Consider the following 23679-nt stretch of genomic DNA (forward strand, 5'->3'; position numbering starts at 1 on the left):
ATCTTTTCGTGAACTCACTCATCAGCAATCCTCACAAATCGAGGGAGGTATATGAACGCACTAATCGACATCGAGCGGATCCGTGCCGCCCTCGCCTTCATTCCTTCCACCGATCGCGAAACCTGGGTACAGATCGGCATGGCGGTCAAGAGCGAGCTTGGTGATGACGGATTCAATCTCTGGGACGGCTGGTCGCGCTCCGCACCTAGCTACAACGAGAAAGACGCGAAATCGGTCTGGAGGTCGTTTCATTCGAGCGGCATCACGATTGCCACGCTTTTCAAACAAGCAAACGAACATGGCTATTGTGAAAGCGAGCTGGTCACGCCTGTTTCGACCGAGGCGCGCGAGCACCGACAAGCCGAGCACAAAAGCGAAGCGAAAACCGGTTCCGAAAACCACCAGCGCACGCAAGCGGAGGCGGCGGCCAAGGCTCGCGACCTTTGGGATAAGGCCGGAATCGTCCACGCGGATCACGCCTATCTGCGGGCGAAGCGGATCAAGCCCTACGGCGCCAAACAACTGCGCGAACAACTCGTTCTCAAGATTCAGGACATAGACGGCGAGCACCGATCGGCTCAGTACATTCAACCAGCCGGCGGCAAGACCTTCCAGACCGGTGGCCGGGTGAAAGGCTGTTACGTCGTCGTCTCGGCCGGACAGAAGCAACCGGGCACGGACGTACCGCTCCTCGTCGCGGAGGGCTACGCGACCGCCTGCACGCTCCACGAGGTCACCGGCCTTCCGGTAGTCGCGGCCATGACCGCCGGCAATCTGTTGAGCGTCGCGCGAGCTTGGCGCGATCGCCACCCCAAACTGCCAATGATCATCTGCGCCGACGACGACGCGACGACGGCCGGCAACCCCGGCATGGCGAAGGCGACCGAGGCGGCGCGCGCCGTGGGTGCCAAGTTGGCCGTCCCTGACTTCGGTCCGGGCCGGCCCGACGGCGCATCCGATTTCAACGATCTTCGCTGCCTCGACGGCGTCAAGATCGTGCAACGTTGCGTGGACGCCGCCGCACCACCTGAAGGCGCCCAGGCGAAAGCAAAGCGGGCTGCCACGTCGGTAGTGCTGTCGCGGGCCTCGGAGATCACGCCAGAGGCGATCACATGGCTATGGCCGGGCTACCTTCCCGCCGGCAAGCTGACGATCCTTGCGGGACAGCCTGGATGCGGCAAAACCACTATCGGGCTTTCATTGGCGTCGATCGTCACGACGGGAGGTCGTTGGCCGGACGGCACCGAATGCACCCAACCCGGCAACGTGCTCGTATGGACCGGAGAGGATGGCGTCGCGGATACGCTCGTGCCGCGTTTGCTGGCCGCTGGCGCGGATCTCACGCGTGTCTGGTTCGCAGAGTCTGTCACCGACGACGAAGGGCACCTGAAGCCGTTCAATCCGGCCCGAGACATCCCCCTGTTGTCGGAGCGCATCGAGGAAGTGGGCGATGTCCGGATGCTCATCGTCGATCCCATCATCAGCGTGGTCCAGGGCGACGGGCACAAGTCGATCGATGTCCGGCTGTCGCTTCAACCCCTGCTGGATCTCGGCGCGTTCCACAGCTGCTCGATCTTCGGCATTACTCACTTCACCAAGGGCTCCAAGGGTTCATCGCCGCTCGACCGGATCCTCGGCTCCCAGGCGTTCGGTGCGGCTGCCCGGGTCATCCTCATCGCCGGCAAGGACGATTCGAGCGGTCGGCGCGTGTTCGCCAAGAGCAAGGCCAACATCGCCGAAGAAACCGGTGGCTTCGAATACGCGATCGACATCATCGAGATGAACAACCTGACGTCGAGTCGGATCCAGTGGGGCGAACCGCTGACCGGATCGGCTCGGGACATCCTGCGCGAGATCGAGGCCGACGACACGGACGACGATGGCGATAGCGAGCGGCAATCGAAGTTCGAGCGTGCGCGCGCCATGATCTACGAGTTGCTGCGCCCGTTCGCGTCCACCAAGGAGCTGAGAGCGGCAGCCACCGCGGACGGCATGAGCTGGCGCACGGTCGAGGCGGCCAAGCAAGCAGAGATCGCCGCGGGCGCCACGATTCGAGCGGTCAAGCAAGGGAAAGATTGGGGGTGGATCTGGGACAGCTTCGCCATGAATCACCCCGACGAAGCCACAACCGGCAAAGTGTTGAACTTTCCTGATTTCGGCAACGATCGGAGGACCCAACCGGCCTCGGGCCTTCCGGAGACGAGCGTGGCAAGTCCGCAACCGTCAAGTCCACAAAGAATCAACTCCGCAAAAGGCGATTGCGGACTTGAGAACCAAGCCCAGCATGGCGTAGAAGCCAAGTCCGCAACTCCGCAATGGGTTTTGGGAACCCCCGCGCGCGCAGGCGAACGCGCACACACGCGCGCACGCGGGGGTTCCCAAAACCCATTGCGGACTTGCGGACTTGACAGAAAGCGCACGCCCAGCAAGGAAACCAACTCCGCAATCCCCTTTTGCGGACTCGAACGATTGCAGACTTGAATCCAGCCATTGCGGGGTTGCCCCGAGCAACGTGCGAGGTGACCTATGACACCCGAACAACGGCTCGACCAACTCTGTGAGCGCGTGGTTTGTTGCACGTCCGTTAAAAATCAGGCAGAGCGGATCCTGGTCGAGCGCGGCACCTTGGAGGCGATGGGTCATATCCTCGACCCGGGACACAACACGGACGCCCGCGCATTCCACCAAGGCTGGGACTGGCTCTGTATCGAGACGGGTGGCAGGGAGCTACCCCACCGCTTCCGACTGCTGTTCGCTTCGGGATTCTGGGGTGTCGTTGCGATGTGGCGTGCTCGCGCGTGCGTGTCGCGGGAGACACCGCGATGAACGCACTGGACCTTTGGCACGGATGCCGACTCCGGTCGATTTCGTTGCACATGAACGGCGACCAGCTGCACTACGACGGGCCGCCGGAAGCAGTTGAAAAGATGCTTCCCTGGATGAAGGTGTGCCGCGATGCTCTACTCCATTGTGTCTCCGAGCTGGACGGCGCGCTATACGCGAACGGCCCTTACCTGCCGTAGATGCCAATCATCCTCGCGGCGCAGGTGGAAGCCATGCAGCGCGATCTGTTCGATGTTGTCGACAGACTGGCCAAGCTGGAGCAATGGAACAGCGACAGCTATGACCTTGTGGTTGGCACCATCAAGCGCCAGCCCATTACCACCCCGCGCCCTGATTTGGCCTACTTCACCGAACGGCTCTCGGCGGCGCGTGGTGCAACTGGCCGCTGAAGCTGAGTTATGTGTCCATCCCGAACCCGCGCCGAGGTGCCGGCCCTCAGCATCCTCGGTGCCCATTAGCGTCATCGGGAGCACGCGAAGCGAGGTAGCTCGGGCAAGCTATTGACCCGTAGAAAAGACGGAAAACGACAGCGAAAGGCGATTTTCACGCGGCGGAAAATCATTCACTCAACCTATAGGAGTGAACCATGCCCTTCCACGAACTCCCCCCGGTCAGTACCGAACAGGCCGTCGTCCTCTGGAATAGCACCGACGCGACGCAACTGGGTTTCAGGCTACGGCACGAACTATCGCGAGCGGTCGAGAAGCTGGACCCCTTCACGCTGATTGCACTGGCCCGACGGCACCATCCGGACATGCCCGATCTCGACGCCCTGCAACTGCTGGGTGACGAAGCCATCGCCATGTTGGACGCGCTGAAGGAACACGGTGTGGCGGCGCGCGAGGTGTTGAGGGCCGAGAAAGACCGACTGCAACCGAAAATCCACGCTGCTACGCGTCGAGCATTCGCGATTGAAGATCAAGTGAGACTGCTCGCGCGAGACATTGCTACGCATTCAGCCCGTAGGCAGGAGCGACGCGCGCAGTTGGAAGCTGCCTTCGTCCCGAAGGAAGACATCGAGCGCTTGGCGCCCACGACGCCTCCCACGGATCTGATAGCGAAGCGAGATGCCTTGATCGCCGAGCAATCCGCGCTTCACCAGTTCATCAGTTCGCTTGACGAGCGGCACTTGCCCGAAGGCTTCGTGGTGCCACCCGTGTTCAGGATCACCACGAACATGATGTGACGCTGCTTCGACGCCACGCATGACCGGCGCACCAAGCAATCAGACGATCGAACCGGAATGATCGCGGCAGCGCCGGCAATCACCTCTCAAATCTTCCTCGCAAGGAGAATTCGCATGACTCAGGCAGATAACACCACACTTCGGCGTGGCCGGCCGCCGGAAATTCAAGCCGTTCGCACCCTGGCTGCGCGACGTGCTTCGGCTGTCATCGCGACACTAGCCGAGATCGCGGCGGACACTTCTGCCGACCGCATCGACCGCGTAGCCGCAGCGCAAACGATTCTTGAGTACGCGGCAACGCGACGACGCGAAACGCCGGACAGGCCGGCCACGACCGACTCCCCCGCCTCCCAGGAGCAACACCAGAGGCTCCGCGATGCGGCGGCCCTGCAAGCGCTGGCCGACCAGTTCGGCAACGTCATCTCGACGCTTTTCACCCTGGGCTCCGCCTATCAGGCCAATGTGATCCGGGTCCATGAAAGTGCAGACTTCGGGCAGGATATCCAAGCGCGAAGCGTGCTGGAGGAGTTAGCGAAGCTGGCCGCCAGAAACGAAAACCTGCTGGAGCCGAATCATGGCCGCACGACCACCGAGTAAGGCACGTCGTGGCGTCGTCGCCAAGGCAAAGGCGGCGACGCGTGGCCGGCCGACCAAATACCGGGCAGAGTTTGCCGAGCAGGGGCACCGGCTTGCCCTGCTTGGCCTCACGGACGGCGCGATGGCCGCGTTCTTCGGCGTGACGGAACAGACGCTGAACAACTGGAAGCGGGCTCACAAGGATTTTTTTGAGTCCATCCAGGCGGGCAAGGATACCGCCGATGCCGCGGTGGCACTCGCGCTGTATCGAAGCGCGATCGGTGACGGCATGGTGGCTGAAACCAAGACGGTTACCGACGGCGACGGCCGCGTGACGCGCACGGAAGAAACGCGGCAGATTCCGGCCAGCGTGCAGGCTCAAAGCTTGTGGCTCAGGAACCGGCAACCTCAGCTTTGGCGTGATCGGGTGGAATATCAGGCCGATGTCGCCTTGAGCGGGCCTGATGGCAGTGAACTATTCCACATCTATAACGAACGGATGCAGCGGGCACGTGAACGGCAGGCGGCCGTGCTCGCCGAGCGGGCTGATTTCTTGGTGTTGAAACGATGCTCGACGACGCTCGGTCGATAACCTCCGGACGTGCTGATCGTCAATGCCGCAGGGCCGGACCACGTGCCAAGTGAGCCCTACTTCAACGCTAGGACGCCCAGATTACGTATAATACGTATTCATTGTCAGGAGGCGCCATGCCCACCATCACCGCCACCGACCTGGCCCGTCGTACCCGCCAGATCCTCGACCAAGTCGCGCTGCGCCGCGAGACCGTCGTGGTCGAACGTAACCAGACTGTCATCGCGCGTCTGGTACCGGCCGAACCCGTCATGACCGCAGCGCAAGCCCTTGAAGGTCTGCCAACGAGCCTGGGCACCGAGGCGGCCGCGCGCTGGCTACAGGACAGCCGCAACGGATTCGAGGATGGAGTGCGTGATCCGTGGGCGTGATTCTCGACAGCTGCGTGTGGGTGGCGCTGGCGGGCGGCATGCTGGCCAAGGACGCCGTCATCGCCGCGGCCGGCGATGCTCCGGTGTTCATCTCCACCATCTCGCTCGGCGAGCTGGCGTTCGGCGTACAGGCCTGTCCAGATCCGGCCGAGCGTGCTCGACGCGCAGCTCACCTGCGCCAGCTCGAGGGCCGGCCCGTGCTCGACGTCACCCGCCATACGGCCGCAGCCTTCGGCGTACTCGCCGCCGCAGTCAAGCAGGCGGGCCGCTCTCCACGCCCACGCTACAACGATCTGTGGATCGCGGCGCAGGCTATCGAACACGGCCACGCGCTGATGACCTTGAACGTCGCGGACTTCGCGGATCTACCTGGCCTGACGGTCTGGGCGCCGGCCCAATGATCATGGGGGTGCCGATGGGAGTCGGAGCGGATGGGACTTACACCTGTGCGAACCGAGTTTTCGTTTGTGCGGGCGAACCACAATCTGAATGCGATCACGGCCAACCTAAATCGCTACATCGACTGTCCTAGGGTGCGCTTCCGGTCAGCCGCGTCCGTGCCGTGAAAAAAACCTGGCTTCTTTAGAGCCAGCGCGAAGGACTCCATCCGGCCAGCTACAGACACTTGTTCGAGGTTCGATCAGGACATTCGAGCGTCCGTTCGCCGTGAGCATTCAGCCGCCCCGCCGCCACTGAGCTCTTACGTCACGATGCTATCTTGGCGTCTCCACGCAACCGCCGGGTGACGAACCACCGTGGCCACAACCTCGCCGTACCGCCCTTAGCCGGCGCCAGCGTCAGACGACACCTTTATAATAGGGTCGCATCCCTATAATTATTTGCATGGGAGAAGCAATCGTCCGCGCGCTTCGTCACCGTTTGGCGAAGGTTGCGTCTGTCGTCGGAGCTCAGTAGAATAAGACCATGCCAGCGACTAGGAGTATCTCCAGTCTTAGGTCTGGCCTCTACCGGGTCTGCATCAATGTTACGTGTGGGCGATTTCTTGATTTCAAGGAGTCGCCCATTTCGTATGAAAGTCCAATCGTTTCGAACTGACACCACCCCAGTCATCCCTCACGCATTTCCCTAACGGCACCTCGGCGGCCGCGGAGGCGTGATATCGTTCCCGATCAGGTTCCCAAACATCCCAGCTCCGCCGCGCTAGACGTCCCTAGCGACGCGTTTGCAGGGTCACATCGGGCAATTCCGCGAAATGAACAAAAAGCCGCTAGAAACCCTCTTCAATGCGATGTACCACGGGAAGCAGTCGTTCCAAGACTTCGCTACTTGTGACGTCGCGCAGCGGGTTACTCGCAAAACGATATCCGATAATTCGGCGAAAGAGCGAATCGTATACGCGGCGGATAAGGTTTTAGCAAAATATCATTCTTTTCTTAATCTTTTCATTTTTAATCATCTCCCAATCCGTGAGGATATAGTCTTCTCGTACAGAAAGGGAACGAATGCCGCCGACGCTGTCAAGAAGCATGTCAATAGCCGCCATTTCTATCAAGCCGATATCGCAAATTTCTTCCCTAGCATTTCGGCCGACTCTATTAAAAAAGCCATCCTAAGAGGAATCCACCAAGTTCCGGTCAGTGACGTGGCTGAGTATCTAGACCGAATTATTGATCTCGTCACTGTCGAATCCGCACTTCCCCTTGGCTTTGCCACATCACCATCGATAAGCAATGCAGCTCTTCTTTTGTTCGACGATGCCCTATCGAACGTCTGCTTAGAAAAGGGCCTCGTCTACACCCGGTATTCTGACGACATCACGATTTCAGCACAAGAAAAAGAGTCCTTGCTTGGAATGGACGCTACGATTACGCGCCTTCTCGCTGAATGTGACTATCCACAGATGCATCTTAACGATAGGAAAACCAAACTGACCAGTATCGGACGGAAGATCAAGATACTTGGTATGGTTATTCTTCCGAATGGGCAGCTTACCGTTGATTCGAAGATCAGAAACCGAGTAGAAACGATGTTGCATTTCTATGTCCGCAATAATGATGCACTGGTTGATCTCACAAACACTGATTTGGACGAGAGTGTCGATGTACTTGGCGGCTTGGTAAACTACATTAACACGATCGATCAAAGATATCTGGACAAACTTCGGCGAAGATATGGCGTCACGGTGATCGATACGCTGATCCATCGGCAGAAAAATACGGATTCGAAGAGGAACAAGTGACGATGGAAATTTTCGTTCAGATCGAAAATATTCAGCACATCACTAGTGCATGCATTGCAATCCCGTTTGATGGCAATCGGCTATTTTGTATCGTTGGCAGAAACGGTGTCGGAAAGACTTCCATCGTAAAAGCGCTGAGAAATCTACGCGTAGCGGACACGTATAACCTTACGTCGGACCGCAGCATTTTTTCACCGCAAAGCCGTATTGTTTATCGCTACAGCGGCACCGATTACCTGTTCGAGTACGACGAGAACATCGGCACCCTGAACAGCAAGACGCCCGTTCCGCGTGCATTGAAGGATGAGATTGATGTCGAGCTACCCATGCCGCATGGAGAGCGGTTTAATTACTTCCAAACAATTAGCAACAATGACGCCGAAATACGGCAGAACGTTGTTTTGGAAAACTACTCCGTTCCGCAAGAGCTTATCGATTTCCTTTCGGACATTTACGGAGAACGTCGATTTGATGACCTTCGAGAAATTAGAATAAAGAATAAATCATATTTTTGCCTAATCAGGCCCGATAGTCGATATATTCGAGAAGATTATTTCAGCTCAGGAGAATTTTTCGTTATAAGTTTGTACCGGAAAATTAGAAATCGAAAGAAACTAATTGTTATTGATGAGATCGACATATCCCTCGATGCCGCGGCTCAAGTACATTTGATAAAAAATTTACGGCGCTTTTGCACAGATTATAGTGTAAATATCGTTTTCACAACTCATTCTCTAGCCATGCTTCGCTCGTTAGATCGAGGCGGTGAGATCTTGTACTTGACAAACAAAAATGGCCACATCGAGCATAATGAAGTAACATATAACTACGTTAGAAGCATTTTGTTTGGATTCACCGGATGGGATAGATACATCTTGACGGAGGACAAAATTTTAAATGAATTCATCGAGCACATTATTCGAAAGTATATCAAAAGAATATTTAGCTCGTACATGATAGTTCATATCGCAGGTGGGTCAAACACTGTTGACTTGATGATAAGAAACAGAAGCGAAAAATTCTTCACCGATGAGGCGACTGTCATTTGCGTTCTAGACGGGGATCAAACAGGAGAACGATATACGCACGCTCGCAGCGGCATCCTCTTTGTTCCCTTCCCAAGTGTTGAAAAAGATATTTATGCCGAATATCAGAATGGAAAACTAAAAAAACTGCCAGATGACTGGAAAGGCGACGTTAGCAAAAAAGATGGGAAAGGTCTTTATATTGCATTAAAGCGATCTGGACTATACAGTCAGATCGAACTTTTTGAACATTTGTGCGAAAAATATGCAAAAGAGATTCAGTCGTTTGTCGCCCAAATCGAGGAATTTCTCGCGCCAGCCTAGAGATACATCGTGTCATACGAGCAGTCGCGGACACCCAGCTATGCTGCCCATATCCGCGCGATGTTGACAGAGCTCGCTGGGGCTCGGGGGCTGACGTTCGAATGGGAGAATCCGCGATCGCCGGACTCAAGTTGGGGTTCCAGTGGCCCGCTTTGGTCGACGACGAATCACCTCCGGACGCTGAGGTGCGGACGGCCGTTGCACCCTTGCAACCTGCCGTTGAGTTCACGCTGGGTCGAACAGCCGAGGTGGGTCGGAAACGGTCAGCCGCATCAACCGGATACCAGTCAATCCGCACATCAGCAACGCCAATATGTGACGATCTACTAGGCCTGTCTGCATTAGCAGGCTATTCGGATAGGCGGAATGGATTATCGCGCCTTCGCTGCCTGCACCCACCGCAATCAAGCCGCAACTCTACCGCCTACCGACGAATCCTGGGGGTTGTTTTGGGGGTCGTTATTTTCATATCACACTCTCGCGCCACACCACACAAGCCAATATGAATTCTGTCGGGGGACCAGCTAGGTTCCCAAAGCCTCCTAAGATTGCCTAAAAAATCCTGCGGAGCGTTGCTATACTTTTTTTTGCTGCCGTTATTTCCCAACCTTGCCACTGCAAGCCAAGTTGAGTGGGAACATGTTGAGAAGCTTGGCGAATGCCCTCGGATCTAATGCCCTCATACGATTGGCGTCAGCATCATGACAACATGCACCGCTGAGCGCCAGCCCAATTTCGTCTTCCAGCTGTATGCTCCCGAAATGTCGCACTGCGACACAGCTCTGCCGGTTTCAGGCCAGCCTCATTCAAGAAGTTGATACTTGTTCTTATTTAAATGACTGTCACTCCCAACTGAAACAAGCCCCACCCAGTTACCGAATCAAACGCAGGGAGCGATTAGCACTACCGAAATAGACACCACATCGAGCCCACTATTACAAGACAATGGCGCCCTCAGTCGAATAATTTTATTTCCCGAAGTAGCGACGGACGTCGTCGACGTGCGTTCCAACAGCGGCCACTGCTTTTCTCAACTGATCTTTCGTCACGCCGAATTTACCACTCCAATACTCAAGCTCCCACGCCTCGTGAACATTAACTTGCTTGCTGTCTTGCGGCTGGCGGATTTTCAGATTGTCAGTCATTGTTGTCTCCATTTCACAATAAAAGAAAAATCCTACACCCCAAGTCCATCTTAGGCGGCCTATCGAAAACCCTGTGACGTATCATGACTATTGCCACACATTCTTCGCAAGAATATTGTTCGCATCTATCATCGCAATCTGGAATTCATCATTTACTTATTTATTTTCCAAGGAGAATTTCCTAATTTTTGCCGGACAGGGATTCATCGACGCCTCATCAGCTCCCACCACACCCGCGACCGACGTGGCTACGCGCTTTTGTTGTCGATGTCCCGTATTGTCTTCTTCGACTCGATACAGTTCCGCCAATCCCCGCTCGCGCCCATCCACCTAGCCGCACCGTTTTTTTCCTGCAAACTCCCGCCACGAGGCTCGTCGGCTCTAGTACCCTCGATCGACCTGCCTGACAGCGAAGACGACCGCGATGGAAAATCTCCGAGCGCTCCCAGCTGCCTCACTACATTTCCCCCGAAACTCGCCGATATCCACGAGTTCCTCCTCCTTCCACCGCGCCGACGCATCGCAAACAACCACCGACACCGTCACGACCACGACCCAAGCACGCTCAACCCGTCAATCCCCCCCCCACGAACCGCCCGATGGAACAAGCCGCCATGCAGGAACCGAAGCAACATCCGCCCATCGAAGAAGTCGTCTTCGCCGACGATTTCCTGCGTGCGGACGAGAACGCGCTGCCCGCGGCCTCCCGAGGAAACCGCAGATTCCTGCGCGCCTTCTTCGGTACTGCGGCTGCGCGGCTGGGGTGGCGTGTGCGGGAAATCAGCCCACATTCGCAGGGCGGCGAGATTCCACTGGCCGAGATCATGGCGGCCCTGGGCCTGCCGCGCAGCCCGGACGGCTGGGCCGCCGCCTGCACGGCCGACCTGGATCGGGCGGCCGACCATCTGCACGAACTCGCCCTGACGCCGGCCAGCCTCGTGATCGGCTGGGGTATGCCGCCGTCCGTGCTGCACTACATCGACCGCCAGGGCGCGGCGTTCATCGACGTGGAAATCCACTCGATCCGCTTCACCCGCGATCTGCATCTGGCGATGCGCACCAACGATGCCGGTATCCAGCGCGAACTCGAGCAGTTGCGCATCGACGACGAGCTGTTCTGGGCCGCCGCTGCGGGCCTGCGCGGCCATTTCGCGCGGCGCTCAAAGACCTTCATCGCGCGCCCCGATCTGAGCGTGGGCGTGTTCGTCGGGCAGATGGACATCGATCTGGCCTTGGTCCGCGACGGCCGCCTGATCGGGCCGGCCGACTTCATCGAACCCATCGCGCAATGGGCGCGGCAGGTCGATCTGCTGGCCATCTGCCCGCATCCCGCCCAGAAGGATACGAGCCTGCTGCATGCGCTGCTGGACCGAATCCCCAACGCCACGCTCATCAGCGGCAACACCTACAATCTGCTCTGTGCGGAGAATCTCGCGTTCGTCAGCGCAATCTCGTCGGGCGTGCTCAAGGAAGCGGCCTACCTCGGCTGCAACGATATCCGCCAGCTGGCCGTCGACGACCGCAATATCGCCAGCCTGCTACCGGCCACCTGCTCGCCGTGGATTCCGGTCCGGCTCGAAGTTGCCAGCCGTGGCTCGCTGGACGCGCTCTCGAAGGCACGGCAAGGCAGCCCGGTCCTGCCGGCATCGGCCGGTCGGCCCGCGGCGTACCCCGACGACATGCTCAACACCATCTTCGGCTATCGCTGGGGCTTCGATCCGTCAGCGAACGGCCTGCCCGAGCTTCCCACGCTCGCCCCGGGCGCGTCGCTGAGCATCGCCGCCGATACGCCCGGCGCGGCCAGCGCCGCGTTCGCACACGGCTGGCACGCGCCGGAACCCTGGGGCGTCTGGAGCGCCGAGCCGCGCGCCTGCCTGGCCGTACTGCTGGAAGACATCGAGCCAGGCGTCGACTATGAACTGGCGCTCTACGGCCATCCGTGGGTGCCGGCCGGCGCCACGCCGCCCGCCATACGCCTCATGGTCAACGGCCGCGAGTGCCAGCTCCGCGCCAGCCAGGAAAGCGGCATGGAATGGTCACTCCAGCTCGACGCCGACACCCTCGGGCGGCGCCTGCTCCTGATTACCGCCGACGTGCGCAACGCGCTGCGTCCATGCGACGTGGGCGGCGCCCCGAACGACACGCGCGCGTTCGGGCTCGGGATGCGATATCTCACGCTGCAGAAGAGCGCGCCCGTCGAAGCCGCCCCCGAAACCGAACCAGAACTCAAACCAGAAGCCGTGTAGATCAGGGACGCCGGCAGTCACCCGACGCACCCGCCGGGCGACCGCTTCGTGCGACGCCCCATCAGCTCGGGGAAATCGTCCCCTGCCATCGCGCGCTACCGCGCTGCAGGATCAGCGTGGGAGGCTGCGAATCGATGCAGTGCAGGTGGTTTTCATACAGCTTCTCGTAATAAGCCTGCACCGTCCCGCCATCGATCGACACGATATCGTCGCCGGGGCGGACACCCGCCTTGTCCGCCGCCGAACCCAACGCGACGGATCCGATCTTCTCCTTGCCCTCGAATACCCATGGAGCAAATCCGGTCGCCAGCTTGCGCTCCGGATGTCCCGCGCATCTCGGCGTGGATTGCGCGCGCGGCGTCAGCCGCGTTACACCGCGCCGGTTGTCGACGGCGATGTCGAACGTTTTCAGCCCCTGCAGTCCGAGCGCGCCGTCGACGAGAGGGGCATGCAGAACAAGGCCCCGTCCGGGCACCTGCAGCGGATCGACGTTACGCGAAAGCAGGATGTCGTCAATCTGCCGATCGACCAGCGAAATCGGCGCCTGCGAAGACGCATGGAGGTAATGCACCAGGCCGTGCGGTGTCCAGCTGACAATCGCCGTGGATTTCCGGTTCGGGCCGAGTTGCGCCTTTCCGATTTCCGACCTTTCCAGAAACCGGATTCCATCATCATCGAGCGTCAGGGCAAAATCGCCGGAGGTTTTCCCGCCGTCGAACTGGACTGTGGCAATCGGCATCCTGATGTGATCCACTATTTCCTGCTTCAGTTCGGTGGCGCCGGATGCGGGCTCGTCGAACCGACTGGTCACAATGATCTGCAAATTCGAGAAATCGGTTTTCACGACCTTGTCGCGAATCCTGTCCAGTCCGAGCCTGCCGCCGTAGTTTGCGATCGGCACATCGGCGTAGTAATCGTCGGCGGGCATAACCCAGGCGCCCTTGAGGGAAACCGGTTCTCCCGCCAGCGACAAGGTAGCGTGATCGATCACGTCCTGCACTTCCAGTTGATTTCCGCTGGCAAGCGTCCGATCGATCGAATTGGTCTGGACCGCGGCGGCCTTCGCCACGCGCTGTGTCATTGAGGTCGCCCCGGAGAGCGTAATCTGAAATTGGTAGGGACCGTGCCCGTTGACGTAAGCCTTCACGAACACGCCGAGCGTCGGATGATACTCAACCGGTATCTTGACCACGCTCTCGCCGCCGACCTCGAAAACAGCGTCGTCGGCACGACCTACTCCGGTGCCGATCAAAAAGGCAATGCCGATCGCGCAACCGGCGATCCGGCGCATCCATGCCTGCATGGTTTTTCCCCTGGTGTGTCTATTTCTGTTGGTATCGACAGGCCACCCGCCGCGGCGCCCCGGCCGTTGGCGATTTCATCGCGACGCATGATCAGATAGACGGTGTGCCCGCCACCAACCCGCAGGCCGCGCGGCGAGCGACGATATCGCTAAAGTGTGTCACGCCGGCGGCTCCATCGGGCAACCCGCCGTCCAGCCCCGCCCATATGGCGAAGCCAACTATCCTTGTGCGGATAAATTGGTGGTGCCGAAGCGCCGTCCCCGCCCAGAATCGATGCGATCGACAACCGCCGGCCCGGCCGTGCGCCGAACGGCAGCCGGACTGCCGCTTCCCCCATCGACACGACGCCATGCCACTCCGCCTCCCCCGCGCCCGCTTCGCGCCAGCACGAAGCCGCGCCTTCGCCCTGCTGACGCATATCCTCACCGCCGCCGCGCTCGCCACGGCCCTGCCGCCCGCCGCCGAAGCGGCGCCACACGGCACGCTCGTGTTCTGCAGCGAGGGCAGCCCGGCCGGCTTCGATCCGGGCCAGCACACCACCAGCACCGATTTCGACGCCAGCACGAACACCGTCTACAACGAGCTCGTGCAATTTCGCAACGGCACGCTCGATCTCGAGCCGGGGCTCGCGACGCGCTGGGAGAGTTCGGCGGACCAGCGCGTCTACACATTCCACCTGCGCCGCGGCGTGAAATTCCAGACCACGGCCTGGTTCCACCCGACGCGCGACTTCAACGCCGACGACGTGCTGTTCACGTTCAACCGCATGCTCGATCCGCAGCTGCCGTTTCGCAAGGCCTACCCGACGAGCTTCCCGTATTTCAGTGACCTCGGCTTCGACCGCAACATCGCGCGCATCGAGAAGCTCGACGACAACACGGTGCGCTTCGACCTCAGGACGCCCGACGTGATCTTCGCGCGCAACCTCGCGATGAGCTTCGCGTCGATCCTGTCGGCCGAGTACGCCGCGCAGCTGAGCGCGCGCCACCGCGAGGCCGACATCAACCAGCTGCCGGTGGGCACGGGGCCGTTCGTGTTCCGCTCGTACCAGAAGGACGCGCTGATCCGCTACGACGCGAATCCCGATTACTGGCGGCCCGAGGACGTCAGGCTCGCGCATCTGGTGTTCGCGATCACGCCCGATCCGGGTGTGCGGATCCAGAAGCTCGCGAGCGGCGAATGCCAGGTCTCGGTGTTCCCGCGCCCGGCGGACCTCGAGGTCGTCAGGCGCAATCCCGCGCTGAAACTCGTCTCGGGCGTCGGCTTCAACGTCGGCTTTCTCGCCTACAACACGCAGCACGCGCCGCTCGATCGCGTCGAGGTGCGCCGCGCGCTCGACATGGCGATCGACAAGCCGGCGATCATCGCGGCGGTGTTCGGGGGCAACGCGCGCGTCGCGACGAATCCAATGCCGCCCGCGCAATGGTCGTACAACCCGACACTGAAGGACGCGCCGCACGACCCGGCCGCCGCGCGCGCGCTGCTCGCGAAGGCGGGCCTCGCGAACGGCTTCGACCTCACGCTATGGGCCATGCCGGTGCAGCGTCCCTACAACCCGAACGCGCAGCTGATGGCGCAGATGATCCAGCAGGACTGGGCGAAGATCGGCGTGCGCGCGCGGATCGTCAGCTACGAATGGGGCGAATACAACCGCCGCGCCAAGCAGGGCGGCGAGCACGACGCGCTGCTCTACGGCTGGTCGGGCGACAACGGCGACCCGGACAACTGGCTCGGCGCGCTGCTCGGCTGCGACGCCGTCCACGGCGGCAACGTATCGAAGTGGTGCGATCCGGCGTTCGACGCGCTGATCGCGAAGGCGCGCGCCGAGGCCGACGTGAAGGCGCGCACGGCGCTCTACGAGCAAGCGCAGGTGATATTCAAGCAGCAGGTGCCGTTCACGCCGATCGCGCATTCGATCGTGTCGCTACCGGCCTCGAAGCGCGTCGAGGGGCTGGTGTTCTCGCCGCTCGGCAGCCACCGGTTCGACGGCGTCTCGCTGCACTAGCGCCAACGGCCACGGCCATGCGGCGGCGCACGGCCGGCTCGTTTGGGACCGGCCGCCACGGCCGGATCGCGCGGCCCGGCAGTTGAAGCCGCGCGGGATCGCTCACGAATCCTCGTCCTCGTCCTTCACCTTGCCGTCCTTGATCGTGTTCAGCATCTTCTGCTCGGTGTCCTCGATGTACTTCATCATGTGCCGCTCCATCATCCGCTCGCCGAGCGCCAGACTGGTCGCGTCGTCGAGCGTGCCGCCGTGCTCCGCGGTCGGGAAGTCCATCACGGCGCCGTTGAGCCGCGGCATCGGGTTGTCGCCGGTCGGCATCAGGCTCAGCCGGTCAATCGACGCCTGATCCTCGAGCGTCGCGAAATGACGGGTCACGGAATCCATGCCGTCCGCATGCGCCAAAGGATCCGTCTCGGCCGGCCGGCTGCCCGGGCGGCGGGCGGCGAAGCTGCCCGGCATGTGCTCCGGCGGGCCGGCATGACCGTTGCGCCGCGGCGCGGCCAGGCCGCCCGTTGGCGAGGCGGTGGGAACCGGGCCGGTTTCGGTGGGCGCCGTGGCGCCGGATGGCGCGGCGGACGGGCGAACAGGGGTCACCATGGGGATAAACTCGTCGGTCGAAAGGGCTCGACCGATTACATAACAATCGGCCGACACCATCACCCGACTGGCGAAGCCGGCAACCGAATTCCGAATCTGCATGACTCGGCCGGCGCACAGCCCGCCGCGCCGGCTTATGCACAGGAAGGCGGACGCGGGCGCCTGTGCTCAGCGCCCACGCAGCGGCGCCCCGGTCGCGCCGTTCCAGAGAAACAGCCCCGCCATCAAACACAGGAACACCGGCAGCGACCAGATGTCGGCGCCGAAGTCGATCTCCGCGCTGCCGTCCGGATCGTCCGCGCGATAACGGACGGGCACGCGCTCCCCGGCCGCGAGCGAGCGCCAGGTGCCGATCGCGCGCCGATGACGCCGGCCGTCCGCGCCCTCGAACACGATTTCGGGATGGTGGCCGCCCGCGAGCCGGCGCACCACCGTGCCGGTCGCGACGACCGACGACGCCGAGAACTCGAGGGTCCGGTAGACGCTCGATGCCGCCGCGATCGCCAGGATCACGCCGATCGCGATCAACAGATAGTTCGGATGCCTCATCGCCTGCCTCCCGAAAAGAACGCCGCCGCGCCACGCCCGGCGGCCCACCGTGCCGGCTCATGCGAAAATCACGCGTTTGCCGCGCCCGGCGCGGCTCACGCCATTCGCTTATCAGCCTCAGGAGCTTCTTCATGAACGTCAACGAACAAATCGCCGCGCTGACCGCTGCCGAACTGCAGACGGCCGGCGCCGGCCAGGCCACCGCGATCGCGCTGACGGTGCTGCTGCGCCATCTGCGTTCGCCGCAGCTCGCGCAACTGCTGTCGTCGGCCTTCGAGAACCACCAGGCGGTGATGCTGCAATCGCCGTGGCCGGACCAGATGCTGCACGCGTATGAAGCCACGCGCCGCCTGCTCGAAGGCGCGGCCGGCGTCGAACGGCAGGACGACGGCACCGCCTGACGCCGGCGCCGCGCGCGGGCGCCGCGCCTTGCGCGATGCGCCGCTTTGCTGCGATCATGAACGCGGTCGCGCGCCGCGCGTCCGGCTGCCGCAATTTGCGCACGCCCTTTCTTTCCGCTGTCGCCGACGATGCCCACCGAATCCGACAAACCGCGCCGCCTGTCGACCCGCACGCTCAACCTCATCGCCGTGCTCGCCGGCATCGTCACGTTCGCGATCGGCGCCGGCTGGGTGATCTACAGCTATATCGTCGACCGCGAGGCGCCCTACTTCGCGATTCCGCTGGTGTTCTCGGTGCCCGTGATCGTCGCCATCGCCATCCGCAGCATCTGGGACTGACGCCCGTGCCGGCGGCCGCGCGCGAATCTTTTCGTACCCGGCCGGTCATACGCGCGACGCGACCAGTTCAACCCGCTCCCTCGCCGTATTCCGAATGACCCATCACCCGATCGCCCGCTCGTTCCGTCTTCCCCTGTCGTTGCGGCGCCGCCTCGCGCTGCTGTTGATTGCGTTCGCGGCGGCCATGGCCGCCCTGCTGCCCGGCACCGCAGCGGCCGCGCAAACCGCTCGCACCTGCGCGAAAGCCCACACCGCACACGGCGCGCGCTGCACGGCGCGCCCAGCCAGGCACGTCAAGCCGGCGCGGCACGCGAAGGCGCGCCGCAAGCCCCGCCGCCGCGTGGCGCCGAAGCACGGCGCCGTCTCGCACGAGCGGCAGCACCGCCCGCGCACGACGCGCGCCAGAACCGCGAAGCGCAAGCCGCATCATCCGCCCGCCGGCCGCGCGCGGCACGCTCCGCGGCATGCACGCGCGCCGCAGGCACCGCTTGCCGCGCGCACCGTCGGCGGCGCGAAACCGCAGTTGCTCGCGAGCTGCGGCTATACGCCGGCCACCCGGCGCCTGCTGCACTCACAGGCAATCTATGTGGTCGACGAGCGCAGCGGCACGGTGCTGCTCGAACGCCATGCGAACCGGATCAAGCCGATCGCATCGGTCTCGAAGCTGATGACGGCGGTGGTCTCGCTCGATCGGCGCGTGCCGCTCGCGCATCGGCTGCGCGTCTCCGTCAGCGATCGCGACACGATCAAGTTCACCGGCTCGCGCCTGAAGGTCGGCTCGGTGCTGTCGCGACGCGACATGCTGCACATCGCGCTGATGTCGTCGGAGAACCGTGCGGCCGCCGCGCTCTCGCGCGACTATCCGGGCGGGCGGCCGGCCTTCATCGCCGCGATGAACCGCAAGGCGCGCGTGCTCGGCATGACGAACACGCATTTCGTCAACGCGACGGGGCTCTCGCCGCACAACGTCTCGACGGCCCGCGACCTGGCCCGTCTCGTGTCGGCCGCGGACCGCTATCCGGCGATCCGCGCGTTCTCGACCGACCATGCGCAGATCGTGCATCCCGGCCACGGCCAGTTGAGCTATGTGAATTCGAACGCACTGGTCCGCGGCGACGATACGCGGATCCAGCTGCAGAAGACCGGCTTCATCAACGAGGCCGGCCACTGCCTCGTGATCCGCTACCGGATCGGCACGCGGCCGGTGGACGTGGTGCTGCTCGACGCGCCGGGACCGCACGACCATGTCGCCGACGCGATCCGCATCCGCAACTGGCTGGCCTGCTCGCTGCACTAGCGCGCCGCGCATCCCGTGGATTCGGCGGGCTCGGCGGTTTTGGCGCGCTCAGCGCACGACCGCGCGCCCGACCTCGTTGGAGCCCTGCCAGAGCCGATAGCGCACCTCGTAGCCGTCGGGCACGTAGACGACCACCGGCAGGCGGCTGTTGTAGCGCAGCAGGAAGCCATCGCCGCTGCCGATCACGAACGCCGTCTGCGGCGCGGCCGACGGCGCGCAGGCCATCCGGGTGGCCGCCACCGGGCCGACGTCGGTCACGCGATAGTACGGATAGCCCCAACCCTGCACGGTGTCGTGCTGCAGGCGCGCCGGAAAGGTGTGGACGTTGCAGTCGACCGGCATCGTCTTGCCGACGATCACCTGCACGCGCAGGTCGTCCTCGAGGTCGGCCGGCGGCAGCGAGATCACCGCGCGCTGCATGCCGGGCTGCGGAGCCGGGAACATCTTCAGATCGACGGCGGCCGCCGCGGCCGTCGCCGACGACGCGGCATCCGGCACAACGGCCTGCGCGGCCGCGAGGCGCGCGCCGCCAAGCGACACGACGGCCGCGGTGAACACGAGGGACAGCCGGAACGGACAACGCATGCGAATCTCCTGATTGACGAATCGGACAAGCGGATCGAATGGGCGGATCGAATCGGTTGAAACCGGTTGAAGCGGGCGAAGCGCCCCGGGACCCGGCGGCACCGGCGCGCGCCGCCGCGGCGAGCGCGCCCGGCGGGCCGGCCGGTCGCCCAAATGGTGTGCCGCGACTTACGCGATTGTAATCTCCAGACACAATTGCCCCCGAACTCGCCGAAGTCGCACCCTTCCTACCAGCAGCACTCTGGAGACTCATCATGCTGAGACTGATCGGAACACTCGGAATCGCTGCCGCGCTGGCCGGCTGCGTCGCCGTGCCCGACGGCGGCTACGGCTATTCGCAACCCTACTACACGGATGGTTATGCCGACGGCTATGGCTATGGCGGCGGCGGTTACGCACCCGTCTACGGCACCGTCAACGTCTGGGGCGGCGGGGGCGGCTATCGCGACCGCGGCTGGCACGACCGTGGCGGTTGGCATGACCGCGGCGGCGGCTGGCACGGTGGTGGTGGTGGTGGCTGGCACGGTGGCGGCGGCGGCGGTGGGCACGGCGGAGGCAACAGCGGCTGGCCTGGTGGCCACGGCGGCGGCGGGGGACGCGGCGGCGGCGGTCATGGCGGCGGGGGTGGCGGTCACGGGCGCTGAACCCGCTTGAGTCCGCTCGAGCCCGCTGACGTGGCCGACAATCGCGCGTGAAGCCACCAGCTTCACGCAGCGGCGCCCACTGATTTGCAACCGGTTGTTTCGGCAATCGGTTTCGCGGACCGCATCGAGCGACCGCCCCGGCTCCCCTCCGCAATTTCCCGCATCATGCAAAAAAAGCGCCCGCCCGGTCATGCCGGTGCGGGCGCTTTTCATGGCCGTCGTCGCCGCGACAGGCGCGGCGGCGCACGGCGCTTGCTCACCAACCCTGCTGCTGGTAGTAACCGGGCGCCGGTTGCGGGCCGCAGGCCACGTAGGCACGGCGATAGCCGTCATAGCAGGTGCCCGGCGGCGGGCCGGCATAGGCCTGCTGGTACTGGTACTGCGCGGGCTGCTGATAGACCGGTTGATAAGCCGGCGCCGCGTAGGCCGGCGCGGGCGTCAGCGCCGACGAGACGATCGCGCCGAGCACGGCGCCCCCGATCAGCGCGCCGACCACGGCGCCGCCGCCACCGCCGCCGTGACCATGCCAGCGCCCGTGAGCGGAAGCTGGGCCGGCGGCGACGAGCGCCCCGGCGGTAACCAGCACTGCGACGATTTTCTTGTTGATCATGATGCTCTCCACTCGAAGTGGTACGTGATGAAACCCATTGTGGGACGGGCCCGCCGTAACAGGTGCAGCAAGTGGTAACGCCGGATTACGCGCGCCTGACACGCGGTACGGGCAGCACGAGCGGTATCGCGGGGTCGCATGCTAGGATTTTCGAACGCCGGAACGCAGCGGCGCCCCCCGACCCAGCATCGCCATGCCATCACCATGAATCCCGACACCGCGCACCGGTTCGACACCGAACTCGCCCCCCGCATCGCCGAACGGATCGCGACGATGCTCGGCCCGCGCGTGCGCGTCGCCGCCGTTCCCTACGGCGGCCACGGGCACCCCAGCCAGATCAACGTCGTCAGTACGACGCCCGAACACGTGCGCGGCTTCGACCATCCGCTCGACATCACGCTGACCTGGGATACCGACGAGATCGAACGGCTCGTCGCGGAACACGACGGCGCCCGCTTCGCGCGCTATCTCGACGCGCTGTCGTGCAAGCTGCCGGGCTGGGAAGGCGCGCGCGGCCTCGACTTCGGCTCGCGCACGCAGACCACGCCGCACGTGCTGCTCGGCGGCCTCGATTTCGAAGCGTAAGGCGCCTGCACGCCGCGGCACGACGGACGCGAAACGCGGCTCGTGGATGGCATGCAGACGGCGCAGCCGCGGCGGAGCCGGCCCGGCCCGACCACGCGCGCGGCGGCCGCCGTCGCGATCGGGATGCCGGTGATACACTCGCCCGGTCCGCGTCGGCGCGGCCGGCAGGCCCGGTTCGCGGCCGCTTCCCACCGAACTCAGGAGACCGATCACCATGGCTGAATTCCGGCTGCACATCGATGCTTTCGCCGAAGGCGCACTGATGCCGAAAGCGCAGGAATACCACCACGCCGGATTCGGCGTGGATGGCGGCAACACCTCGCCCGCGCTGCGCTGGGAAGGCGTGCCGGCCGATGCGAAGAGCCTCGCCGTCACCGTCTACGATCCCGACGCGCCCACCGGCAGCGGTTTCTGGCACTGGGTCGCCGTGAACCTGCCGGTCGGCACCACCAGCCTGCCGGAAGGCGCGGGCGCGGCGGGCGGCTCGGCACTGCCGGCCGGCGCGCTGCAGGTGCGCAACGACTACGGCGACGACGGTTTCGGCGGCGCGGCCCCGCCGCGAGGCGACAAGCCGCATCGCTACATCTTCCGCGTCCACGCGCTGAAGGTAGACAGCCTGCCCATCACGCCGGACACGACGAACGCGGTGGCACGCTTCATGATCCACCTGAACCAGATCGCGTCGGCCAGCTACACCGGCCTCTACGAACTGAAGTAACCGAACCCGTCGCGCTCACCGACGACGCGCGGCTCCCTGGCCGCGCGCCCCCGCGCCGCCGCAGCCGCCCAACCGGTTGCGCGCGCAACCAACCTGACAGCGGCGCCGCCATGCACGCCCGCCCCGCCCGACCAGCCCGACCAGCCGCCATGAACGCCGACGACCACGGCCTGCCCCTTCCACAACGCTACTGGGCGATTCTCTGCGTTGCGTTCGGCGTACTGCTCGCCGTGCTAGACGGCGCGATCGCGAACGTCGCGCTGCCGACCATCGCCCACGACCTGCAGGCCAGCGACGCGGCCTCGATCTGGATCGTCAACGCCTACCAGCTCGCCGTCACGATCTCGCTGCTGCCGCTCGCCGCGCTCGGTGACCGGATCGGCTACCGGCGCGTCTACGTGGCCGGGCTGATGCTGTTCACCGTCTCGTCGCTGGGCTGTTCGCTCGCCGGGTCGCTCGTCTCGCTCGCGACGATGCGCGTGATCCAGGGCTTCGGCGCGGCCGGCATCATGAGCGTCAACACCGCGCTGGTGCGGACCATCTATCCGGCGCGCCTGCTCGGCCGCGGCGTCGCGCTGAATGCGGTGGTGGTCGCGCTCGCCTCGGCGATCGGGCCGACGGTGGCCTCGGCCGTGCTCGCGTTCGCGCCGTGGCCGTGGCTGTTCGCGATCAACGTGCCGATCGGCATCGTCGCGATCACGCTCGGCCTGCGCGCGCTGCCCGTCAACCGCGGCCACGACGCGCCCTACGACTACCTGAGCGCGCTCTTGAACGCCTGCGTGTTCGGCCTCGTGATCGTCACCGTCGACAGCTTCGGGCACGGCGTAGACTACGCGCTGGTGGCCGCGGGCGCGCTCGGCGCGCTCGGGCTCGGCTACGTGTTCGTGCGCCGGCAGCTGACGCAGCCCGCGCCGCTGCTGCCCGTCGACCTGCTGCGCATCCCGGTATTCGCGCTGTCGATCGGCACCTCGGTCGCCTCGTTCACCTCGCAGATGCTCGCGTTCGTCGCACTGCCGTTCTGGCTCCAGCACACGCTCGGCCTGTCGCAGGTCGAGACCGGGCTCTACATGACGCCGTGGCCGCTCGTGATCGTGGTGGCCGCGCCGCTCGCGGGCGTGCTGTCCGACCGCTACTCGGCCGGCGTGCTGGGCGGGATCGGGCTCGCGCTGTTCGCGGCCGGCCTGCTCGCGCTGGCGATGCTCGACGCGCATCCGGGGGCCGGCGACATCATCTGGCGCATGGCGCTCTGCGGCGCCGGCTTCGGGTTGTTCCAGTCGCCGAACAACCGCACGATCCTGTCGTCGGCGCCGCGCCATCGCAGCGGCGGCGCGAGTGGCATGCTCGGCACCGCGCGGCTCACCGGGCAGACGCTCGGCGCTGCGCTGGTCGCGCTGATCTTCGGCGTCGTGCCCGCGCGCGGGCCGACCGTCGCACTGTACGTGGCCACCGCGTTCGCGGCGCTCGCCGCCTGCGTGAGCCTGCTGCGGCTCGGCGCGCGCGCGTCGGACGCCGCGGCCTGAGCCTTCCGGGCCGGCC

The 23679-nt window shown here is 63.5% G+C and carries 25 protein-coding genes; 19 read left to right on the forward strand and 6 right to left on the reverse strand.

Annotation, left to right across the window (positions count from 1 at the left end):
• Window positions 1-51 precede the first annotated feature (51 nt).
• The 10 genes from BpN12_RS29385 to BpN12_RS29430 all read left to right on the forward strand — a co-directional run bounded on the left by BpN12_RS29385 (window position 52) and on the right by BpN12_RS29430 (window position 9118).
• Window positions 52-2481 carry an AAA family ATPase gene (locus BpN12_RS29385; RefSeq protein ID WP_246795667.1) on the forward strand — a complete coding sequence of 810 codons (2430 nt, stop codon included), beginning with the start codon at window positions 52-54 and terminating at the stop codon, window positions 2479-2481.
• Between the two features lie 341 nt (window positions 2482-2822).
• The gene (locus BpN12_RS29390; protein ID WP_246795668.1) at window positions 2823-3023 is read left to right on the forward strand and encodes a hypothetical protein; all 201 of its coding nucleotides are present in this window, start codon (window positions 2823-2825) and stop codon (window positions 3021-3023) included.
• Window positions 3024-3233, forward strand: a complete 210-nt coding sequence (locus BpN12_RS29395) for a hypothetical protein (protein ID WP_246795669.1) — start codon at window positions 3024-3026, stop codon at window positions 3231-3233.
• Between the two features lie 197 nt (window positions 3234-3430).
• Window positions 3431-4030, forward strand: coding sequence for a hypothetical protein (locus BpN12_RS29400; protein WP_246795670.1), 600 nt, complete (start codon window positions 3431-3433; stop codon window positions 4028-4030).
• A 114-nt stretch (window positions 4031-4144) separates the two neighbouring features.
• Window positions 4145-4627: a hypothetical protein gene (locus BpN12_RS29405; RefSeq protein WP_246795671.1), complete on the forward strand. Its 483-nt coding sequence runs from the start codon at window positions 4145-4147 to the stop codon at window positions 4625-4627.
• A complete protein-coding gene (locus tag BpN12_RS29410; RefSeq protein WP_246795672.1) occupies window positions 4605-5198 on the forward strand; it encodes a hypothetical protein in 594 nt (197 codons plus the stop codon). Before BpN12_RS29405 ends, BpN12_RS29410 begins: the two co-directional genes overlap by 23 nt.
• Before the next feature lie 116 nt (window positions 5199-5314).
• Window positions 5315-5569, forward strand: coding sequence for a type II toxin-antitoxin system Phd/YefM family antitoxin (locus BpN12_RS29415; RefSeq protein WP_246795673.1), 255 nt, complete (start codon window positions 5315-5317; stop codon window positions 5567-5569).
• Window positions 5560-5970, forward strand: coding sequence for a type II toxin-antitoxin system VapC family toxin (locus BpN12_RS29420; protein WP_246795674.1), 411 nt, complete (start codon window positions 5560-5562; stop codon window positions 5968-5970). Before BpN12_RS29415 ends, BpN12_RS29420 begins: the two co-directional genes overlap by 10 nt.
• Before the next feature lie 812 nt (window positions 5971-6782).
• Window positions 6783-7769 carry a reverse transcriptase domain-containing protein gene (locus BpN12_RS29425; protein WP_246795675.1) on the forward strand — a complete coding sequence of 329 codons (987 nt, stop codon included), beginning with the start codon at window positions 6783-6785 and terminating at the stop codon, window positions 7767-7769.
• A 2-nt stretch (window positions 7770-7771) separates the two neighbouring features.
• Window positions 7772-9118, forward strand: coding sequence for an ATP-binding protein (locus BpN12_RS29430; RefSeq protein ID WP_246795676.1), 1347 nt, complete (start codon window positions 7772-7774; stop codon window positions 9116-9118).
• A gap of 968 nt (window positions 9119-10086) precedes the next feature.
• On the opposite strand, the gene BpN12_RS29435 is transcribed toward BpN12_RS29430, so the two are convergent.
• On the reverse strand, window positions 10087-10263 hold the full coding sequence (locus BpN12_RS29435) for a DUF3606 domain-containing protein (protein WP_246795677.1): 177 nt from the start codon (window positions 10261-10263) through the stop codon (window positions 10087-10089).
• Window positions 10264-10862: 599 nt separating this feature from the next.
• Here BpN12_RS29435 and BpN12_RS29440 point away from each other — a divergent pair.
• Window positions 10863-12509, forward strand: a complete 1647-nt coding sequence (locus BpN12_RS29440; RefSeq protein ID WP_246795678.1) for a hypothetical protein — start codon at window positions 10863-10865, stop codon at window positions 12507-12509.
• Window positions 12510-12570: 61 nt separating this feature from the next.
• Here BpN12_RS29440 and BpN12_RS29445 read toward each other — a convergent pair whose 3' ends face one another.
• Entirely contained in the window at window positions 12571-13812 is a 1242-nt protein-coding gene (locus BpN12_RS29445) for a hypothetical protein (protein ID WP_246795679.1), read from the reverse strand.
• 350 nt (window positions 13813-14162) lie between these two features.
• On the opposite strand from BpN12_RS29445, the gene BpN12_RS29450 reads away from it, so the two are divergent.
• Window positions 14163-15818 (forward strand): ABC transporter substrate-binding protein, encoded by a 1656-nt coding sequence (locus BpN12_RS29450; RefSeq protein WP_246795680.1) that lies wholly within the window; start codon window positions 14163-14165, stop codon window positions 15816-15818.
• Between the two features lie 102 nt (window positions 15819-15920).
• On the opposite strand, the gene BpN12_RS29455 is transcribed toward BpN12_RS29450, so the two are convergent.
• Together BpN12_RS29455 and BpN12_RS29460 are read right to left on the reverse strand one after the other, a co-directional pair.
• A complete protein-coding gene (locus BpN12_RS29455) occupies window positions 15921-16517 on the reverse strand; it encodes a hypothetical protein (protein ID WP_246795681.1) in 597 nt (198 codons plus the stop codon).
• A gap of 66 nt (window positions 16518-16583) precedes the next feature.
• Complete coding sequence (locus tag BpN12_RS29460; protein ID WP_246795682.1) at window positions 16584-16964, reverse strand: DUF3592 domain-containing protein; 381 nt, start codon at window positions 16962-16964, stop codon at window positions 16584-16586.
• A 131-nt stretch (window positions 16965-17095) separates the two neighbouring features.
• On the opposite strand from BpN12_RS29460, the gene BpN12_RS29465 reads away from it, so the two are divergent.
• The 3 genes from BpN12_RS29465 to pbpG all read left to right on the forward strand — a co-directional run bounded on the left by BpN12_RS29465 (window position 17096) and on the right by pbpG (window position 19001).
• Complete coding sequence (locus tag BpN12_RS29465; protein ID WP_198251434.1) at window positions 17096-17365, forward strand: hypothetical protein; 270 nt, start codon at window positions 17096-17098, stop codon at window positions 17363-17365.
• A 129-nt stretch (window positions 17366-17494) separates the two neighbouring features.
• Entirely contained in the window at window positions 17495-17704 is a 210-nt protein-coding gene (locus BpN12_RS29470) for a hypothetical protein (protein ID WP_246795683.1), read from the forward strand.
• Window positions 17705-17798: 94 nt separating this feature from the next.
• Entirely contained in the window at window positions 17799-19001 is a 1203-nt protein-coding gene (gene pbpG / locus BpN12_RS29475) for a D-alanyl-D-alanine endopeptidase (protein ID WP_246795684.1), read from the forward strand.
• A 48-nt stretch (window positions 19002-19049) separates the two neighbouring features.
• Here pbpG and eco read toward each other — a convergent pair whose 3' ends face one another.
• A complete protein-coding gene (gene eco, locus BpN12_RS29480) occupies window positions 19050-19586 on the reverse strand; it encodes a serine protease inhibitor ecotin (protein WP_246795685.1) in 537 nt (178 codons plus the stop codon).
• 254 nt (window positions 19587-19840) lie between these two features.
• Between eco and BpN12_RS29485 the strand changes: the two genes are divergently transcribed.
• Window positions 19841-20230 carry a hypothetical protein gene (locus BpN12_RS29485; RefSeq protein ID WP_246795686.1) on the forward strand — a complete coding sequence of 130 codons (390 nt, stop codon included), beginning with the start codon at window positions 19841-19843 and terminating at the stop codon, window positions 20228-20230.
• A 256-nt stretch (window positions 20231-20486) separates the two neighbouring features.
• Here the strand turns inward: BpN12_RS29485 and BpN12_RS29490 are convergent, their stop codons facing one another.
• Window positions 20487-20840 (reverse strand): ecotin precursor, encoded by a 354-nt coding sequence (locus BpN12_RS29490; protein ID WP_246795687.1) that lies wholly within the window; start codon window positions 20838-20840, stop codon window positions 20487-20489.
• Between the two features lie 204 nt (window positions 20841-21044).
• Between BpN12_RS29490 and BpN12_RS29495 the strand changes: the two genes are divergently transcribed.
• From BpN12_RS29495 to BpN12_RS29505, 3 genes are all read left to right on the forward strand, one after another.
• On the forward strand, window positions 21045-21425 hold the full coding sequence (locus BpN12_RS29495) for a DUF5594 family protein (RefSeq protein ID WP_246795688.1): 381 nt from the start codon (window positions 21045-21047) through the stop codon (window positions 21423-21425).
• A 214-nt stretch (window positions 21426-21639) separates the two neighbouring features.
• Entirely contained in the window at window positions 21640-22143 is a 504-nt protein-coding gene (locus tag BpN12_RS29500) for a YbhB/YbcL family Raf kinase inhibitor-like protein (RefSeq protein ID WP_246795689.1), read from the forward strand.
• A gap of 149 nt (window positions 22144-22292) precedes the next feature.
• Window positions 22293-23663 carry an MFS transporter gene (locus BpN12_RS29505; protein ID WP_246795690.1) on the forward strand — a complete coding sequence of 457 codons (1371 nt, stop codon included), beginning with the start codon at window positions 22293-22295 and terminating at the stop codon, window positions 23661-23663.
• Window positions 23664-23679: the final 16 nt, after the last annotated feature.

Source organism: Burkholderia perseverans (assembly GCF_022870505.1).
Taxonomy (GTDB): Bacteria; Pseudomonadota; Gammaproteobacteria; order Burkholderiales; family Burkholderiaceae; genus Burkholderia; species Burkholderia plantarii.

What these genes read in the sequence shown, in the direction of transcription:
- BpN12_RS29385 (WP_246795667.1), top strand. Translation starts at nt 52, where the DNA reads ATGAACGCACTAATCGACATCGAGCGGATCCGTGCCGCCCTCGCCTTC.
- BpN12_RS29390 (WP_246795668.1), top strand. Translation starts at nt 2,823, where the DNA reads ATGAACGCACTGGACCTTTGGCACGGATGCCGACTCCGGTCGATTTCG.
- BpN12_RS29395 (WP_246795669.1), top strand. Translation starts at nt 3,024, where the DNA reads ATGCCAATCATCCTCGCGGCGCAGGTGGAAGCCATGCAGCGCGATCTG.
- BpN12_RS29400 (WP_246795670.1), top strand. Translation starts at nt 3,431, where the DNA reads ATGCCCTTCCACGAACTCCCCCCGGTCAGTACCGAACAGGCCGTCGTC.
- BpN12_RS29405 (WP_246795671.1), top strand. Translation starts at nt 4,145, where the DNA reads ATGACTCAGGCAGATAACACCACACTTCGGCGTGGCCGGCCGCCGGAA.
- BpN12_RS29410 (WP_246795672.1), top strand. Translation starts at nt 4,605, where the DNA reads ATGGCCGCACGACCACCGAGTAAGGCACGTCGTGGCGTCGTCGCCAAG.
- BpN12_RS29415 (WP_246795673.1), top strand. Translation starts at nt 5,315, where the DNA reads ATGCCCACCATCACCGCCACCGACCTGGCCCGTCGTACCCGCCAGATC.
- BpN12_RS29425 (WP_246795675.1), top strand. Translation starts at nt 6,783, where the DNA reads ATGAACAAAAAGCCGCTAGAAACCCTCTTCAATGCGATGTACCACGGG.
- BpN12_RS29430 (WP_246795676.1), top strand. Translation starts at nt 7,772, where the DNA reads ATGGAAATTTTCGTTCAGATCGAAAATATTCAGCACATCACTAGTGCA.
- BpN12_RS29435 (WP_246795677.1), bottom strand. Translation starts at nt 10,263, where the DNA reads ATGACTGACAATCTGAAAATCCGCCAGCCGCAAGACAGCAAGCAAGTT.
- BpN12_RS29440 (WP_246795678.1), top strand. Translation starts at nt 10,863, where the DNA reads ATGGAACAAGCCGCCATGCAGGAACCGAAGCAACATCCGCCCATCGAA.
- BpN12_RS29445 (WP_246795679.1), bottom strand. Translation starts at nt 13,812, where the DNA reads ATGCAGGCATGGATGCGCCGGATCGCCGGTTGCGCGATCGGCATTGCC.
- BpN12_RS29450 (WP_246795680.1), top strand. Translation starts at nt 14,163, where the DNA reads ATGCCACTCCGCCTCCCCCGCGCCCGCTTCGCGCCAGCACGAAGCCGC.
- BpN12_RS29455 (WP_246795681.1), bottom strand. Translation starts at nt 16,517, where the DNA reads ATGCAGATTCGGAATTCGGTTGCCGGCTTCGCCAGTCGGGTGATGGTG.
- BpN12_RS29460 (WP_246795682.1), bottom strand. Translation starts at nt 16,964, where the DNA reads ATGAGGCATCCGAACTATCTGTTGATCGCGATCGGCGTGATCCTGGCG.
- BpN12_RS29465 (WP_198251434.1), top strand. Translation starts at nt 17,096, where the DNA reads ATGAACGTCAACGAACAAATCGCCGCGCTGACCGCTGCCGAACTGCAG.
- BpN12_RS29470 (WP_246795683.1), top strand. Translation starts at nt 17,495, where the DNA reads ATGCCCACCGAATCCGACAAACCGCGCCGCCTGTCGACCCGCACGCTC.
- pbpG (WP_246795684.1), top strand. Translation starts at nt 17,799, where the DNA reads ATGACCCATCACCCGATCGCCCGCTCGTTCCGTCTTCCCCTGTCGTTG.
- eco (WP_246795685.1), bottom strand. Translation starts at nt 19,586, where the DNA reads ATGCGTTGTCCGTTCCGGCTGTCCCTCGTGTTCACCGCGGCCGTCGTG.
- BpN12_RS29485 (WP_246795686.1), top strand. Translation starts at nt 19,841, where the DNA reads ATGCTGAGACTGATCGGAACACTCGGAATCGCTGCCGCGCTGGCCGGC.
- BpN12_RS29490 (WP_246795687.1), bottom strand. Translation starts at nt 20,840, where the DNA reads ATGATCAACAAGAAAATCGTCGCAGTGCTGGTTACCGCCGGGGCGCTC.
- BpN12_RS29495 (WP_246795688.1), top strand. Translation starts at nt 21,045, where the DNA reads ATGAATCCCGACACCGCGCACCGGTTCGACACCGAACTCGCCCCCCGC.
- BpN12_RS29500 (WP_246795689.1), top strand. Translation starts at nt 21,640, where the DNA reads ATGGCTGAATTCCGGCTGCACATCGATGCTTTCGCCGAAGGCGCACTG.
- BpN12_RS29505 (WP_246795690.1), top strand. Translation starts at nt 22,293, where the DNA reads ATGAACGCCGACGACCACGGCCTGCCCCTTCCACAACGCTACTGGGCG.